This window comes from Alistipes communis (genome assembly GCF_006542665.1).
GTDB classification, from domain to species: Bacteria; Bacteroidota; Bacteroidia; order Bacteroidales; family Rikenellaceae; genus Alistipes; species Alistipes communis.
In genome coordinates this window covers 3,161,596-3,176,224 of the sequence record NZ_AP019735.1, presented here as the reverse complement: position 1 = coordinate 3,176,224, position 14,629 = coordinate 3,161,596, and the positions used below count along the sequence as shown (strand labels likewise).

Annotated in this window: 12 protein-coding genes; 5 read left to right on the top strand and 7 right to left on the bottom strand. The window is 52.7% G+C overall.

The genetic code is table 11. The annotated features are described in order from the left end of the window. Positions 1-115: 115 nt before the first annotated feature. The 7 genes from FMF02_RS12990 to FMF02_RS12960 all read right to left on the bottom strand — a co-directional run bounded on the left by FMF02_RS12990 (position 116) and on the right by FMF02_RS12960 (position 4,361). Positions 116-358 carry a hypothetical protein gene (locus tag FMF02_RS12990; protein ID WP_141413440.1) on the bottom strand — a complete coding sequence of 81 codons (243 nt, stop codon included), beginning with the start codon at positions 356-358 and terminating at the stop codon, positions 116-118. A gap of 114 nt (positions 359-472) precedes the next feature. Continuing rightward, complete coding sequence (locus tag FMF02_RS12985; RefSeq protein WP_141413439.1) at positions 473-736, bottom strand: hypothetical protein; 264 nt, start codon at positions 734-736, stop codon at positions 473-475. 50 nt (positions 737-786) lie between these two features. Continuing rightward, entirely contained in the window at positions 787-2,511 is a 1,725-nt protein-coding gene (locus FMF02_RS12980) for a ParB/RepB/Spo0J family partition protein (protein ID WP_141413438.1), read from the bottom strand. A gap of 18 nt (positions 2,512-2,529) precedes the next feature. Further along, on the bottom strand, positions 2,530-2,760 hold the full coding sequence (locus tag FMF02_RS12975) for a hypothetical protein (RefSeq protein ID WP_019150798.1): 231 nt from the start codon (positions 2,758-2,760) through the stop codon (positions 2,530-2,532). Next, positions 2,757-3,014: a hypothetical protein gene (locus FMF02_RS12970; protein ID WP_019150797.1), complete on the bottom strand. Its 258-nt coding sequence runs from the start codon at positions 3,012-3,014 to the stop codon at positions 2,757-2,759. The genes FMF02_RS12975 and FMF02_RS12970 overlap by 4 nt, the downstream gene beginning before the upstream one ends. Positions 3,015-3,061: 47 nt before the next feature. After that, positions 3,062-4,066 carry a fusion protein gene (locus tag FMF02_RS12965; RefSeq protein WP_141413437.1) on the bottom strand — a complete coding sequence of 335 codons (1,005 nt, stop codon included), beginning with the start codon at positions 4,064-4,066 and terminating at the stop codon, positions 3,062-3,064. 19 nt (positions 4,067-4,085) lie between these two features. After that, positions 4,086-4,361: a hypothetical protein gene (locus tag FMF02_RS12960; RefSeq protein ID WP_141413436.1), complete on the bottom strand. Its 276-nt coding sequence runs from the start codon at positions 4,359-4,361 to the stop codon at positions 4,086-4,088. A 381-nt stretch (positions 4,362-4,742) separates the two neighbouring features. Here FMF02_RS12960 and FMF02_RS12955 point away from each other — a divergent pair, with 381 nt between their 5' ends. From FMF02_RS12955 to FMF02_RS12935, 5 genes are all read left to right on the top strand, one after another. Next, a complete protein-coding gene (locus FMF02_RS12955) occupies positions 4,743-5,333 on the top strand; it encodes an RNA polymerase sigma-70 factor (protein ID WP_244611586.1) in 591 nt (196 codons plus the stop codon). 166 nt (positions 5,334-5,499) lie between these two features. Further along, entirely contained in the window at positions 5,500-6,438 is a 939-nt protein-coding gene (locus FMF02_RS12950; RefSeq protein WP_141413434.1) for a FecR family protein, read from the top strand. 129 nt (positions 6,439-6,567) lie between these two features. Next, the gene (locus FMF02_RS12945; protein ID WP_244611585.1) at positions 6,568-10,038 is read left to right on the top strand and encodes a TonB-dependent receptor; all 3,471 of its coding nucleotides are present in this window, start codon (positions 6,568-6,570) and stop codon (positions 10,036-10,038) included. Positions 10,039-10,050: 12 nt separating this feature from the next. After that, positions 10,051-11,817, top strand: coding sequence for a RagB/SusD family nutrient uptake outer membrane protein (locus FMF02_RS12940; protein ID WP_141413433.1), 1,767 nt, complete (start codon positions 10,051-10,053; stop codon positions 11,815-11,817). A 29-nt stretch (positions 11,818-11,846) separates the two neighbouring features. Next, complete coding sequence (locus tag FMF02_RS12935) at positions 11,847-14,621, top strand: SusC/RagA family TonB-linked outer membrane protein (RefSeq protein ID WP_162852322.1); 2,775 nt, start codon at positions 11,847-11,849, stop codon at positions 14,619-14,621. The last annotated feature ends 8 nt before the right edge of the window (positions 14,622-14,629 follow it).

Here is a 14,629-nt window from a genome sequence, read left to right as displayed (position 1 = left end):
CCGGAGTATCCGAAACACAGATATTGATCCGGGGTTGAACCCAATTAAAAGTGCCCGGTTTTACCGGGCACTTTTAATATTTTACAACTTACAATTCTCTGGTGTGGCAGGCAGGTCATTCCACGACTTGTCCGCCATAGTGCAATGTGCATATTTCACGATGTATCTGCCGGCATAGCAGCTCGATAACCCGTTCGGAAAGATCGTGCCGCACCGTGTGCATGAAGCGGCGGTTCTCGATGCGGCTGAACAGGCTTGTGCCGTCTTCGGCGACGGCGCAGTAGATTTGCGCCTCGCGGAAACGGTCGTAATCGGTGAAATATTCCACATCGGGAGTGATACGTATATAAGATTTCATAGGTTCGTCAGATGATGTTTTGACACAATTCGGGGTGGCGGTATGGCGGGAGCCGCGGGCGTCCGCCCGTTCGCGTCTGCGGCAGTCATGCCGCAGACGGAAACCGGGACTTATTTATGGTGTCGCAAGGTCGTTGAATCGCAGTTCGATAGTTGTCAGCAACAATCCCGGCGGACAGGAATAAGTGCCCCTTATGTCCGATTCTTCGGAGAAGATATGCACGGTATAACGGTGTTCGCCTCGTTGCCGGGAAATCCGGATACCCCAAGTATGGCCGTTTCGGCGTGCGAAAAAAATGTGATTCCCCGCACCTACATGGATCAGATCGAAAACGGCGATTCCATGCCGGCGAAGATCGTCGATAAATTCTTTCAACATGATTCATTCGGTTTTATGGGGACGGCCCGCAGGTCGTCCCCGATCAGACTTTAGGCGGCTTTCTTTGTCATTTTCTTAGAATTCTTACCCGTTTTGCCCTCTTTCTTGGCGGCTTTGGTCTTGGCTTTCTCCTGCGCTTCGGCCACGGCAATACGCTCGTCGAGACGGTCGTTGCGCTTCGTGTATTCCTCGTCGAACTGCGCTTTCGTAATCTCGTATTTCTCTTTGTGGTGCAGGGCTGCGAATTCCATCAGCAGTTGCTTCCCCGTTTTGTCGAAACCGATGTCGGATGTAAGGCTTTTTACAAGAAAATCGCGGGTGATGAGATCGCGTTGTTCGTCGGTCAGCGCGTTGACGACAGCGATTTTCTGTTCGGATGTCAAATAATACGCCTTGGGGAATCCCACGGCGGCGAGGTGCTCGCGCCGCAGGCTTCCGAGCATGATGTAATAGAGAATGTTGTCTTCCAGCTGGGTAAACGGCGTCGGGGCGATCTCCTCGTCGCGGACGATCTGCCGGACGGCTTCGACGGTTTTTTCGTGTGCGAGTTCCGTGTTGCGGATTTTCTTCTCCTCAAGGCGGGCGATCAGTTCCCCGGTCGATTCCCTGCCTTTAGCGGCTTGGTTCACATAGACCAGCCGGGCGTCGTCGCGCGAAGTCTTGACGAAGATACGGATCGCCCCGGCGTCGTGCTTGGCCAGCAGGTCGGCGGTCTTTTCCTCGGCAGCCTTTTTCTGCTGTTCATAGATCTGCATTGCCGCGGTATAATCGGCATCGGCGGCATAATCCGCCGGACATGGTTCAGCGGGTATAGCGGGCATTTCCTGCACCTGCCCGTATTCGAACGCCTTGCATTCGACCCCGTTTTCGGTCATATGCTCTACGGCCTTATCATGGTCGTCGTATCCGTAACGGTCTTTGCAAAGGATGAATTTCGGGTTTTGCGCGATCAGTTCTCCGCTTTTTCGCTCGATGAATTCGCGGTTTTTGGCTTCGAGACATTCCCGGTTTGTACACCGTCCGCTTCCCGTGGCGAACATATCGTAGGTATTTGCGTTGTACTTGCATGCGGCACACGCCGTCTGGTCGAAGCGATACCGGGCCAGATCGTTCGTATAATGGGCGTCCACCATTCGCTTGAACTCCTTTACAGAGTATTTCCGCCACCCCTCCTCGTTTTTGAGGCGGTCTTTGCAGATCGTCTTTTGCAAGTCTTTTCCGTATCGTGCCAACTCCATAGCGAGACCCAATGTAATAGAGTTTTCGCGTAAAAGTTTTTTGATGTCGGGGATCAGTTCGTCGAGTTTCATCCGGTAGTAGATATACTGCTCGCTCTTGCCGAAGCGTGCGGCCACGGCGGCGGCATCTCCTCGGAGGGTCTGCATGGCGGCTTTGTAGGCTTCGGCCTCGTCGAGCGGCGGCATTTCCTCGCGCTGAATGTTCTCCGAAAGCGCGAGGTCGAAGATCGCCCGTTCGTCCGCGGGGGCGGTATCGACGATGGCCTCGATCTCGGTCTGGCCGAGTAGTTGCACGGCGCGGTAGCGGCGTTCGCCGCAGACAATGATGTAGCCGTCCTGTTCTGCGGCTCGCACCCGGATGGGCTGAATAAGGCCGTGTGTGGCAATGGAGGCGGCCAGTTCCGCGAGGGCGTTTTCATCGTAACTCCGCCGCGGATTGTTGGGGTTGGGGCGGATTTTGTCAATGGAGAGCAGAACGGTCGATTTCGTGCTCTGAGCGGCGATTGCGGTCGTGGTGTTGTTTTCGTTCGTTTTCATGGTGTGATGGTTTTAAGATTATTTTGAAAGGTATTTGATCAGTTGCTTATGGCGGTCGTACGGTATTTTGAACAGCAGGTAGGTAATGCCTATGCCGTTACGCGATGCGTTGTGGAGGAGTTGCCGCAGATCGGGGTCTTCCTCGGCCGTGACGCCGAATACCTCCGGCATGTACTTTTCCGGCAACCGGGTGCGCATCATGTAGTCGAAATCCGCCGTGCGCTGTATGATTTCTTCGTATGATTTCATAATAAAGTCGTTAAGAATGAGAGGATCGAATCGCCGGACATGGCATGCGCGTTGTCCCAATTCCGCCATTGCTGTCCGTCCTTGTTTTGTAACGAGAGGTTGAAAAGAGGGTCTTTCCCTTTCGACCACTTGCCGGAATAAATCCGGATGCTGAAAGTGCGTACATGGCCGCTGAAATCGAAAAAGGCGGTGTATTTTTCTTTGCCGTTGATCTCCAGCAGGAGCGCGGCGATAGCTGTTATCTGTTCGTTCATGGTTTCGGGTGTTGTGGGGCAGGCGGATGCCCGCCCCGGGTTGAATGTTATTTGAGATAGGCGGCCAATGCGCTGCGCACCTCTTGTTCTCGGCGTTTGGAGAAAATCCACCCGGCGCACCGGGTGCCGTCGTGCGTAAGGTAGGCGCGAAACAGCCCGTTTAGATCGCGGAGCGTGTCGCGCAGGGGTTTCGTATCGCCGAATACGGCGATCGACTTCGCGGAGTATTCCACGATCTCGACACGTGCGTCGGCCACGGTTTCGGGGGCGGCGTTCTGCACGGGTGCAGGGTTCTCGATACATACGTTCTCGGGATTTCCGGCCACGACGGCGAAACGCTTGATAATGCCCTCTTTGTCGCGGCACGATTCCTTGCTGACCTGCCAGCCCGAATAACGGTGCGTGCCGAGGTAATAGCCGTGCCCCATGCTGTACTTTTCACGGTGTTCGTACTCGGCATTACGCTCGGCCAGGTGCGCCGTGCCCTCGAACCGGGCCGCGGCCTTGCGCATTTCGGGGAACAGATCGCGCGTGTGGGTCGAGAATCCGAGAAGCACCGTGCGCACGATACGCGAGCCGAAATAGTCCGTATAGGGGTCGCATTCGCTTTCGTGCTGTTCGCCGATGATGACGGCCACGGCATCGTCGGGAACGATCTGCCGCAGACGCTCCGCGCCGATGGTGCGTAACCGTTCCGCGTCGTCCGCCGCCGCACGTCGGGCGGCTTCCTGCTCGGCTTTGAGGGCGTCGGCACGAGTGCGGAGCGCCGCGACCTCGGAGGCATCCATAAATTCGGGGTGCTCGTCGTCGTAATAGTGCCCGATACCGAATTTGTCCCGCAAGGGGCGGATCAGATCGGCAGTGTGCTCCTCGGCGGTTTCGGGGTCGATCAATCGGTAATTGTAACCGGATTGTGTGTGTGCGATTCCGGCCACGACCATGCGCTGACGCATGTTGTAAGGGCCGTCGAAAATGACGATCTGATTCTCCCGCACGTTCTGTACGTCGGTGTCGTAACTCTTTCCTGCGAATAACAATGTGACTTTTCCCATAGTTGTAAAGTGTTGAATGTTAGTAAAACAGCCGCAGAAGAAACCGCACGAGGACGCCCCCAGGGGAAAGGACGAGACACACGATGTCCCGACACCGCCGCAAGAGCCATAACGAGAGGCAGAACCCCCAAAAACCGCCCGCGCCGAGATAGATACCCGCGAGAAATTTGAACGCCGCAAACGCGCCGAAAAGCACAGCCGCGAAACTTGCCGCAGACCCCCAAAACCCGCAGATGCCGGTGGGAGCGGTGCCGCTCCGTTTCAAAATTTCCCGTATGTCTTTGTGCTGTTTCATAACTACGACCTTTTTTTTATGCCGTATGGGCCGCGTTTGCCTTGCTTCCGTTTCTGTGGGCTATATTTCAGAGGGGCGGAATACAAACAAGATTTCAGGACAAATAAATCAGCCGCAACTTATATATTGCGGCTGATTTATTTGTCTGAACCCGAAGGGCTCCGATCTTGGTTGTTTTCCGACCCCCTGCCATAGCTTTGCCCACGGAAACGGAAGCAAGGCAAATGCGGTGCATAACGTGCTAAACGGGGAGTAGGTAGTCTCGGAAACAGCACAAAGACATACGTGGAATTTTCAAATCATTTATAAATAATTGATAGCCATTTTATCAAGCCTCAAATTGAATCAGGATTTGCGAATGTCGAAATATTTTCTCTAACTTTGTATTATAAAGAAAAAGGCCGCGTGGGTTCAAATCAAACTGACATACGATTTTTGGGCGACGACTTCAACCGTTATTACCAAAGGTGTGTCTTGTTTGCGAAATCTTATACTTATGATTCTGCCCAGGCTGAATGTATGGCCGCTGAAGCCATGGCCGTTCTGTGGGAAAAGATGGCTGCCGGTGAACAGGTCGAGTTCGTGCTTCCGTTTTTGTTTTCGGTCATCCGCAACAAAGCGCTTCACTATTTGAGGCGCGAGAGCCTGAAATATCAGATACACGGAAGCGTCGGATCGGATGCTTCCCGGGAAATACAGTTCCGAATCAATACGCTCGAAGCATGCGACCCGCATGCGCTTTATGCCGAGGATGTGCAAACCATTCTGCACAAATCGCTGGATGCGCTGGGAAGGCAGACCCGCCGCGTTTTCATGCTCAGCCGGTTCGAGGGAATGTCTAACCGGCAGATAGCTCAGGAACTCGGCATCAGCGAAAAGAGCGTGGAGTACCATGTTACCAAGGCGCTGAAACAACTTCGCACCGACCTGAAGGACTACCTGCCGCTCATCTATCTTTTTCTGGGGATTTAACCACCCTTCAATACATTCGTTTTTTGCGGGTTAACGTGTCTGCGGTGCATTTGCCGCAGTTGTCGCCCGGCTTTTTATTTCAGCAATCGGCCGAAAAATATTATTTTTCGTTTAGGGTTTCCCGATTCTCGGGGAACTAATATATACATGCGCATATTTCATTTTTATGAAAAAGAATTTTAATCTGATCGGAAAATATCTGCGGGGAGATGCCTCCTTGGAGGAACGTATCCAAGTGATGAAATGGGCTGAAGGGAATGATACGCAGCGCGATGAATTCAATGCATTGCGGCGGATCTACGATGCCACACTACTCATGGATGATGACATTGCAATGTCGAAGCGCCGGACAGAACTCCGCCGTTACTGGAAGTGGCTTGCAGCAGCGGCAGTCGTTGCTTTCGTTGCAGGCATCTCTTATCTCCCCGAAAATTTCAGGGATGATCCGACGCCGCACTTGCAGTTCCGATCGCTCTCCGCGCCGATCGGTCAGCAGACCAAAACGGTGCTTTCCGACGGTACGGTCGTATGGCTCAATTCCGGATCGGAATTGGAAATCTGCGAGCGGGCCGAGGGCGAACGCCGGGTGAAACTCTGTGGCGAGGCCTATCTGGATGTCGCGCGCGACATCGACCGTCCCTTTATCGTGGAGACATCGCACATGGAGGTCCGGGTTTTGGGTACCCGATTCAACGTCAATGCCTACGATGAAAAACAGTCTGTCGTGCTGGTGTCGGGTTCGGTGGATGTCACCGCTCTCGAACAGGGTGAGAGCAGCCGCATTCGACCCGAGGAGATGTTCACCTACGACGCCCGCACCGGGGAACGGCAGATACGCTTGGTGGATACCAATAATTTTGTTTCCTGGACCGAAGGCTTCCTCCAATTCAAAAGCGCGCCTCTGGAACAGGTGTTTATGCAGTTGCAGCATTTTTACGGAGTTCGGATCAATTGCGATTCGCACCTGACGGAAGAGATTATGATCAGCGGCAAACTGGAACTCAGAACCGGACTCGAAAGCGCTTTGAACCATCTTAAACTGTTGGCTCCCATTTCCTATATGCGCTCCGGCGAACGGGAAATCGACATCACGATTCGACAATGATACATGCGCATGATATTTACCGACTTAAACTACTGCCTATGACGATACGAAAACCATCCTGAACTATTCGCGGGAACCGTTCCGTTCTTTGCGAATTCCGATAGTGTTATATCTGAAAATCAAACCTGTATGAATCAAAATCTACGAACCCATGTTCTGAAAAAGGGATGTTTGCTTTGTCTGTCCTTCTGTTTGTGGGCAGGCAGCGCTCTTCTGGCTCAGAATACGAGTATCTCCCTGCGTGTGAAAGACAAACCGCTGAAAGAGGTGCTCAACCAAATCGAAACGGACGAAGGTTATATTTTTCTGTACAAGGACAAGACGATGGATCTTGAACGGAAAATAAGCCTCGATGTTCGTAACGCCTCGCTGGAAACAATACTTCGCCGAATCCTGGATGAGAAGACCGAATTCGGGATTTCCGAACGGCAGGTCGTCCTGTATACGCGGAAAGAGGCTGCGAAGACGTCACCGGCCGATACACCTTCCCGTAAGATTACCGTTCGGGGAACGGTCAGGGATGCCGGCGGCAATGTATTGATCGGTGTCTCCGTCGTCGAGAAGGGAACGACGAACGGAACTGCCACCGATGCCAACGGTCTCTACTCCATCGACGTAAAAAGCGCCGAAGCTATTCTGACCTTCTCTTATCTGTCTTATAAGACAGTTGAGTCTGCCGTTTCGACCCGTACGCAGCTCGATGTTACGCTGGAAGAGGATGCCGCGCGGCTCGACGATGTGGTTATCATCGGCTACGGCACGCAGACCAAGGCGTCGATTACCGGAGCTTTAGCGACCGTCGATACCAAGGAACTGGTCAAGGCACCCGTTGCAAGCATTACCAATGTATTGGCCGGTTCGGTTCCCGGCGTGGCGACCGTACAGACCTCCGGACAGCCGGGTAACGACGCCGCAACGATCTATATCCGCGGTGTTGGTTCGTTGAACAGCAATTATGCGGCTCCTCTGGTGCTGGTCGACGGCGTGGAACGCGAATTTTCGCAGATCGACCCGAATGAAATAGAGAATTTCTCGATTCTGAAAGACGCTGCCTCGACAGCGGTTTTCGGTGTTCGTGGTGCCAACGGCGTTATTCTCATCACGACCAAACGCGGACAGGAAGGTCGCCCCTCAATCTCCGTCAGTTCGATTACAGGTGTGCAGCAGCCGCTTTCCTATGTCCAGCAGACTGGCAGCTATGAGTATGCCCGCTTCTGGAATATCAAACAACAGAACGACGGCGTGACTGACAAAACACAGTATTTCAGCCGGGAGGCCATCGAGGCTTATCGTACTGGTTCCGATCCGATTATGTATCCGAACGTCCGGTGGAAGGATAAGATGTTCAACAGTGTTTTTTTGCAAACGAAAAATAATATCAACATTTCGGGTGGCGGTCAGAACGTGCGTTATTTCGTTTCGCTCGGTTATCTCTATCAGAACGGCGTGTTGAAACAGACGAAATACCTCGATTACGACAATAATTACAGCTACAACCGCTATAATTATCGGGCGAACGTGGATTTCGATCTGACGCGGACGACTGCCCTGAAAATCGGCATCGGCGGCAATGTGGGCAAGAGTCAGAATCCGCTGACGGTCGCTGATGGCAACGAATGGGTCTATGCAACGATTTGGGCCGTGCCGATGTCCAGTCCGGGCTTTGTCAACGGTAAAAGAACGTTGATCCCGAACGGGTTCATTCCGTCTACGATCGAACTGCGCGACGGATACAGCACTTTTTTCGGCTACGGGTATGAGCAGATCTACCGTACTACGCTTAATTGTGATGCAGAGATCGTACAAAATTTTGATTTTCTGACAAAAGGCCTGTCGGTTTCGATCAAAGGCGCTTACGACAATCGTTTTAATCTAACGAAAAGCCGTACTGCCAATGGATGGCGGCAGGAATATCAGAGGGCTTATTATAAATCGTATCTTGAAGATCCGACCAAACCACAGACTGATCCGGATTACGATAAGACCATCGTTTACATTCCGGCCTCGGAGGCTGCACCCGATTATAGCAAAGATCAACCGCTGAATTATTCGGAAAACGATTATGGGCGTGATCGGAACTGGTATATCGAAGCCAAAATCAATTATTCGCGTTCGTTCGGTGTGAGCGGCGACCACAAGGTGTCGGCCATGTTTCTCTACAATCAGTCGCGTGACTACTATCCTGTGGCGGGCGGCGGTACGTTTCAGTATATCCCGCGCAGTTATGTGGGGTATGTCGGCCGGGTGACCTACGGCTATCGGAACAAATACCTCGTCGATGTGAATATCGGGTACAACGGATCGGAGAATTTCGCGCCCGGGAAAACACGTTACGGAGCTTTTCCGTCGGCATCAGTAGGCTGGGTTTTGAGCGAAGAGGGATTTATGCGTCATCAAAATGCGATCAGCTATCTCAAATTCCGTGCATCCTGGGGACGTGTAGGTAACGATCAGAGTGGGTCGCGTTTTATGTATATGCCGAGCGTTTGGTCACAAAACGGCTCTTATAGCTTTGGTATTAACAACCCGAATAGTTTGGAAGCTTACGGGGAAGGTACGTTGGGCAATACCGATGTAACATGGGAAACAGCCGACAAACAAAACTATGGTCTTGATGTCAACTTTTTTTCAGATCGGTTTTCCCTGAATTTCGATTATTTCTTTGAACACCGTACGGGCATTCTCCTGTCGCCTAACTCGACCCCTGGCATTATTGCGGCAGGTCTGCCCGCGCTGAATATCGGCGAAGTGGACAATCACGGTTACGAAATCGCCTTGGGGTGGAAGGAAACGACACGGCGCGGATTCAACTATTACGTCAATGCCAACGTGTCGTTCGCCCGGAACAAGATTCTGTACATGGACGAGGTGAAGAGCCAGTTCGCTTATCAGCATCAGACCGGCGGTCCGACCGGACGCTATACGGGACTTTACAAATTCGAAAGGCTGTATCAGAATAGCGACTTTACGGTTGATTCCAAAGGAAACATGGTTCTCGATTCTTCCTTGCCACAGCCTTATGTCGCTGTTGCACCCGGCGATGCCATGTATGCCGATCTGAATGGCGACGGGATTGTGGACAGTGACGATACGATGGTGACCGGCTACTCGACCCGACCCGAATACGTTTTCGGTCTGAATGCCGGATTCAATTGGAAAGGGCTTAACTTCTCAATGCAGTGGACGGGAGCGACGCACGTCAACAAGATGATGGAAATCGAGTACCGTATTCCCTATACGAATGCGGGAGGCCGCGGGTTACTCCAATATTTTTATGATGATTGCTGGACACCCGAGCATCAGACCGGAACGTTACCGCGTGCTGCTGAAAAATCGGAGGTTTGGAATTCTTCCGCTTCTACGCTTTGGCTACGCAATGCCCGCTATCTGCGTCTGAAAACATTGTCGGTCGGTTATACGTTCTCGAACAGCAAACGCCTCGCTTCGGTAGGAATCAAAAAACTGGGCATTTCGTTGACTGGATACAACCTGTTGACATTCACTCCACTTGATTTCATCGATCCGGAATCCCTGACTAACAATAATGGAGCTTATCCACTGGTCAAAGTGTATAGTGTCGGTCTGAATGTCACCTTTTAAATCTTTCTGATTATGAAACAAATCCACATATGGGCAGCGATAGTCTGCCTGTTGTTAGCGTCGTGTTCGGATATCCGTTTCGGAGATGATTTTCTCGGCGACCATCCCGAAAGTTCGGGAGCTACACTCGACGAAATGTTCAGTTCGGCGGTCAATGCAGACCGAGTCCTGACCAAAGCGTATACTTATTTGCCTTATGGTTTGCCGACAGGAGATCGTCCTTATGACAAATTAGGGGTGAATATTCTTGAAGCTATTACGGATCTTCATTACAGTTTTCGCAACAATATGAGTGATGGTCCGGTCAACCTTTATTATAACGGTGCGTTGAGTTCCAATATCGGCACGAGCGATCTTCAAGGACGCGAAGCCTATCGCTTCGGTTCGGAACCGGAATACAACGCGATCCGTTATGCATGGATCTATATCGAGAATGCGGACCGGATTCCGGATATTACCTCCTCGGCCCGCAGGGAACGCGTGGCCGAGGCGAAGATGATCATTGCGCTTGCTTATGCCGAAATGTTGCGTTATATGGGCGGCGTGCCATTGTTAAAACATTCGGTTGCGGCCAATGAAGAGATGCATTATCCGCGCAATACTTTCGCAGAAACGGTTGATTATATCGTGCAGCTGCTCGATGAGGCGGCTCCAGCTTTGGAGTGGAAAGCATCTGATACGGATGCAGGCCGTATGACGAAGGCCGGGGCTATGGCTCTCAAGTTAAGGGTATTGTTGTTCGCCGCGTCCCCGACTTTCAATTCGGCGACGCCGTACCATGCCAAAGCCGATGCATATTCCTGTTACGGGAATTACGATCGGGAACGTTGGGGCAAGGCGGTTGAAGCGGGCAAGGCTTTTTTCGACGAGTTGGATAAAAACAGGCAATATGAATTGGTCCGACCCGTAACGGAGAAGCCTGAAGATCGTCGACAAGCATACCGATCCGGATATTTCGAACGCAGCAGTCCGGAAATTCTTATTTCGACCCGTCGGGGATATGACAATTCGATTCATGCGGATTTTTATAAAGAGCGCGTACGCTCCGGCCCGACGCTCAATTACGTCAATATGTTCCCTTGGGCCGACGGCGCGGAGTTCCCGGAAGATTTCGACTGGGAGCGTCCTTCGAAACAACCGTTTTTCGCATTGGACGGCACACCTACGAGAGACCCGCGTCTTTATGAAACCTGCGTCGTGCCGGGTGACACCTATTACGACGGGACATTGGCTCCTTTGTATACCAACCATTTGAATTATGTCAGCCCCAGCAGCGGATTCTTTCAGATGAAATTCATTTTGAGAGATTTCAATGACCGCAACGGTCAACCGGCACATTGGCCTTATTTGCGTCTGTCGGAAGTATTGTTGAGCTATGCCGAAGCGATCAACGAGTATGTCGGCATGCCCAATACGATGGCCTATGATTGTGTCAATGAAGTTCGAGAACGTGTCGGATTGTCTGCGCTCCATGAGAAAATGGGGAAGGACGAGTTCCGGGAGGCCGTGCTGCGCGAACGGGCGCTCGAATTCGGGTTCGAGGAGGTTCGCTGGTTCGATCTCATCCGCTGGGGCCGCGAAGCGGATTTCCGTAAACAGCTCTATGGGCTGACATCGACCGGAAACAATTCTCAAAACCCTACGGCTTTCTCTTTCAAACCCTTTGTGTTGGATGACCGGACATGGAGAAACACCTGGGATACCAAATGGTATCTGGCACCTGTCCCTCTTACGGAGATAAACAAGGGATATGGCATGACCCAGAATCCGGGCTGGTAGCATGTGGGGTCTCTAAATAATTACAGAATATGAAAAATACCATTATAATATTGCTGTTTGCGGGGTGTCTGTTATCTGCCTCCGCCCGGCAGAACGAAGGTTTTCCGGTCGCAGGTGCTCCCGATACCATAAGTCTCGGCTACGGGATCGGTGTCGACCGGGATCGGAGCGCCTGGACACAGGCGGGAGTGGGCCGCGAAGTGCTGGACAATGCGCCGCAGATTGATGCGGCCAAAGCCCTTTACGGACGAATCGCCGGACTGAATGTTTATCAGGGAGTCGGCACGACGGCCGATAACATCGCTTCGCTGTCGATTCACGGACAGGCTCCGCTGGTACTTGTCGATGGTTTCCCGCGGGATCTTAAGAATCTTACGGTACAGGAGATCGAATCGGTCGTCGTGCTGAAGGACGCCGCAGCGGTTGCACTCTACGGTGTGCGCGGTGCGAACGGGGTCGTGATGGTCTCCACGCGGCGGGGAACGCCCGGCAAGCTGAAAGTGGGTGTCGGCTATCAGTACGGCGTCAGCACGCAATTTCGCGCACCGGAATTTGCCGATGCCTTTACCTATGCCCGTTCGCTCAACGAGGCGCTTACGAATGACGGCCTTTCGCTTCGTTACAATGCCCACGAACTGAATGCGTTCCGCAGCGGAAAATATCCGTCGTATTATCCGAATGTTGATTGGTGGAATGAAGTCTACAACACCACAGCGTCGAATCATCGCCTCAATCTTACATTCGATGGAGGGTCGCGCAAGTTTCGTTATTATACGGCCGTGGATTATATGCACGACCGGGGCTTTTTTCGCAGCAATGAAAACGAATCCCGGTACAAAACCGATCCGACGGATGTTCGCTTGAACATTCGGGCCAACATCGATGTGGACATAACCCGTTCGACGCGGATGCGGCTGAACGTGATGGGCAAGATCGCTGAGACAAACCGTGCCAATTACGGAGATATTTACAACATCCTTTATAACACGCCTTCGGCTGCTTTTCCCATACGATACGATGACGACGGCCTTTACGGCGGTACGAGTATTTACGGGGCCAATAATCCGGTAGCTTTGTTGATGGACAGCGGCAATTACCGGCAGACCATCGGAATGCTTTTGGGGGATTTGTCGTTACGACAGAATCTTGATGCGCTGACTCCCGGCCTCTCGGCAGAGGTGTCGGTGGCTTTCGACAATGTCGGCTCCATGTTCGATCAGGCGACGAAGACTTATCGTTATAAGGATGCGCAGGCCTCCGTTTCTACGGACGGAACGCTGATCACCCATCCGGCCGTTTACGGCAAGGATTCGGAAGTTGTCGGCCACAGTCAGAGTTTCTACTCGTTATACATGCGGTCCGATTTGCAGGCTAAAATCGGTTATGACCGTTGTTGGAGCCGACATCATGTGCAGGCGGCCTTGATTTACGACCAGCAGGCCTACACGGCCAACGGTCGGAATAACTCGGTTCGTCGGCAATCGGCTCTCGCCACAGTCGGCTACACGTTCGACAATCGCTATACGGTGAATATCGTCGGCAATTATTCGGGTTCGGCCTATCTGCCCGAGGGCGATGCATTCCACTTTTATCCAGCGGTAAACGCCGCCTGGGTCCTTTCCGAAGAACCCTTCCTGCGAAACGCGAAGCAGCTCGATCTGCTCAAATTATCCGCTTCTTACGGCATTTCGGGGTGGGACGGGAATCTGTCGCACGAACTGTGGCGTCAGTCGTTCGGGAATACGAATGCGCACGGTTACTATTTTTCCAACAACGTCGCGGCCTATTCCGGTTTGGCTGAAGGGAATCTCGCGGCTGAAGGGCTTGTCCCCGAGGAGTCCCGCCGGGTAACCGTGGGGCTCGATCTGCGTTCGTTCGGTAATCGTTTCACGGCTTCCGTCGAGGGATTTTTCGAGCGGCGCAGCCATATCCTGATCTCTTCCGGGGCCACCGTGTCGGGTATCATCGGCATCGGCGTTGGGCTGCAACCGGCCGGCGAGCATGAGTACCGGGGATTCGACGCCTCGATTGCCTGGAACGACCGCCGCAAGGATTTCTCCTACGGAGTTTACGCCAACGCCTCCTATCTGGACAGCGAGGTGATCGCTGACGGTCAGGAGTATCAGCCCTATGATTATCTCTACCACCGGGGCAACCGGGTGGGACAAAGTTACGGACTGGAGGTCGTCGGCATTTTCCAGAGCCAGATGGAGATCAACGAAAGTCCCGTACAGACGTTCTCGACGGTGCGTCCCGGCGATTTCAAATACCGCGACCAGAACGGCGACAACCGGATCGACGATCTGGATATGGTCCGGATGCACGGATCGAGTGTTCCCCGTTTCTATTTCGGCTTCGGGTTCCATGTCGGTTACAAAGGGATCGAACTGTCTGCCGATTTTCAGGGCATGACGGGGCGCACGGTCAATCTGCTCAACTGCCCGCTCTACAAACCGCTGATCGGCAACGGCAACATTTCGCAAACGCTGCTCGATCACGAGATCCCGTGGTCAGCCGAACGCGCTTCGGAGGCGACCATGCCGCGACTGACAACCCTGTCGAATGCGAACAACTACCGGAACAATTCGTATTGGTATCGGGACGGTTCCTTCATCAAACTGCGTAACCTGACCGTTGCCTATACGCTGCCCAAACGGATTCTTCGCTTCGCGGATATGAAGATTTATCTGCAAGGTACGAACCTCTTCAGTCTGGACAATCTGAAAACCGTTGATCCCGAACAGTTGGGGGCTGCGTATCCTTCGGTGCGGTCGTACTGGGCAGGCGTGAAGTTCAATTTTTAACCGGTATA

Bases quoted from the DNA above. Each gene is read 5' to 3' on its own strand.
- FMF02_RS12945 (WP_244611585.1), top strand. From the start codon at position 6,568: ATGAATCAAAATCTACGAACCCATGTTCTGAAAAAGGGATGTTTGCTT.
- FMF02_RS12975 (WP_019150798.1), bottom strand. From the start codon at position 2,760: ATGAAATCATACGAAGAAATCATACAGCGCACGGCGGATTTCGACTAC.
- FMF02_RS12970 (WP_019150797.1), bottom strand. From the start codon at position 3,014: ATGAACGAACAGATAACAGCTATCGCCGCGCTCCTGCTGGAGATCAAC.
- FMF02_RS12985 (WP_141413439.1), bottom strand. From the start codon at position 736: ATGTTGAAAGAATTTATCGACGATCTTCGCCGGCATGGAATCGCCGTT.
- FMF02_RS12960 (WP_141413436.1), bottom strand. From the start codon at position 4,361: ATGAAACAGCACAAAGACATACGGGAAATTTTGAAACGGAGCGGCACC.
- FMF02_RS12950 (WP_141413434.1), top strand. From the start codon at position 5,500: ATGAAAAAGAATTTTAATCTGATCGGAAAATATCTGCGGGGAGATGCC.
- FMF02_RS12940 (WP_141413433.1), top strand. From the start codon at position 10,051: ATGAAACAAATCCACATATGGGCAGCGATAGTCTGCCTGTTGTTAGCG.
- FMF02_RS12935 (WP_162852322.1), top strand. From the start codon at position 11,847: ATGAAAAATACCATTATAATATTGCTGTTTGCGGGGTGTCTGTTATCT.
- FMF02_RS12965 (WP_141413437.1), bottom strand. From the start codon at position 4,066: ATGGGAAAAGTCACATTGTTATTCGCAGGAAAGAGTTACGACACCGAC.
- FMF02_RS12990 (WP_141413440.1), bottom strand. From the start codon at position 358: ATGAAATCTTATATACGTATCACTCCCGATGTGGAATATTTCACCGAT.
- FMF02_RS12980 (WP_141413438.1), bottom strand. From the start codon at position 2,511: ATGAAAACGAACGAAAACAACACCACGACCGCAATCGCCGCTCAGAGC.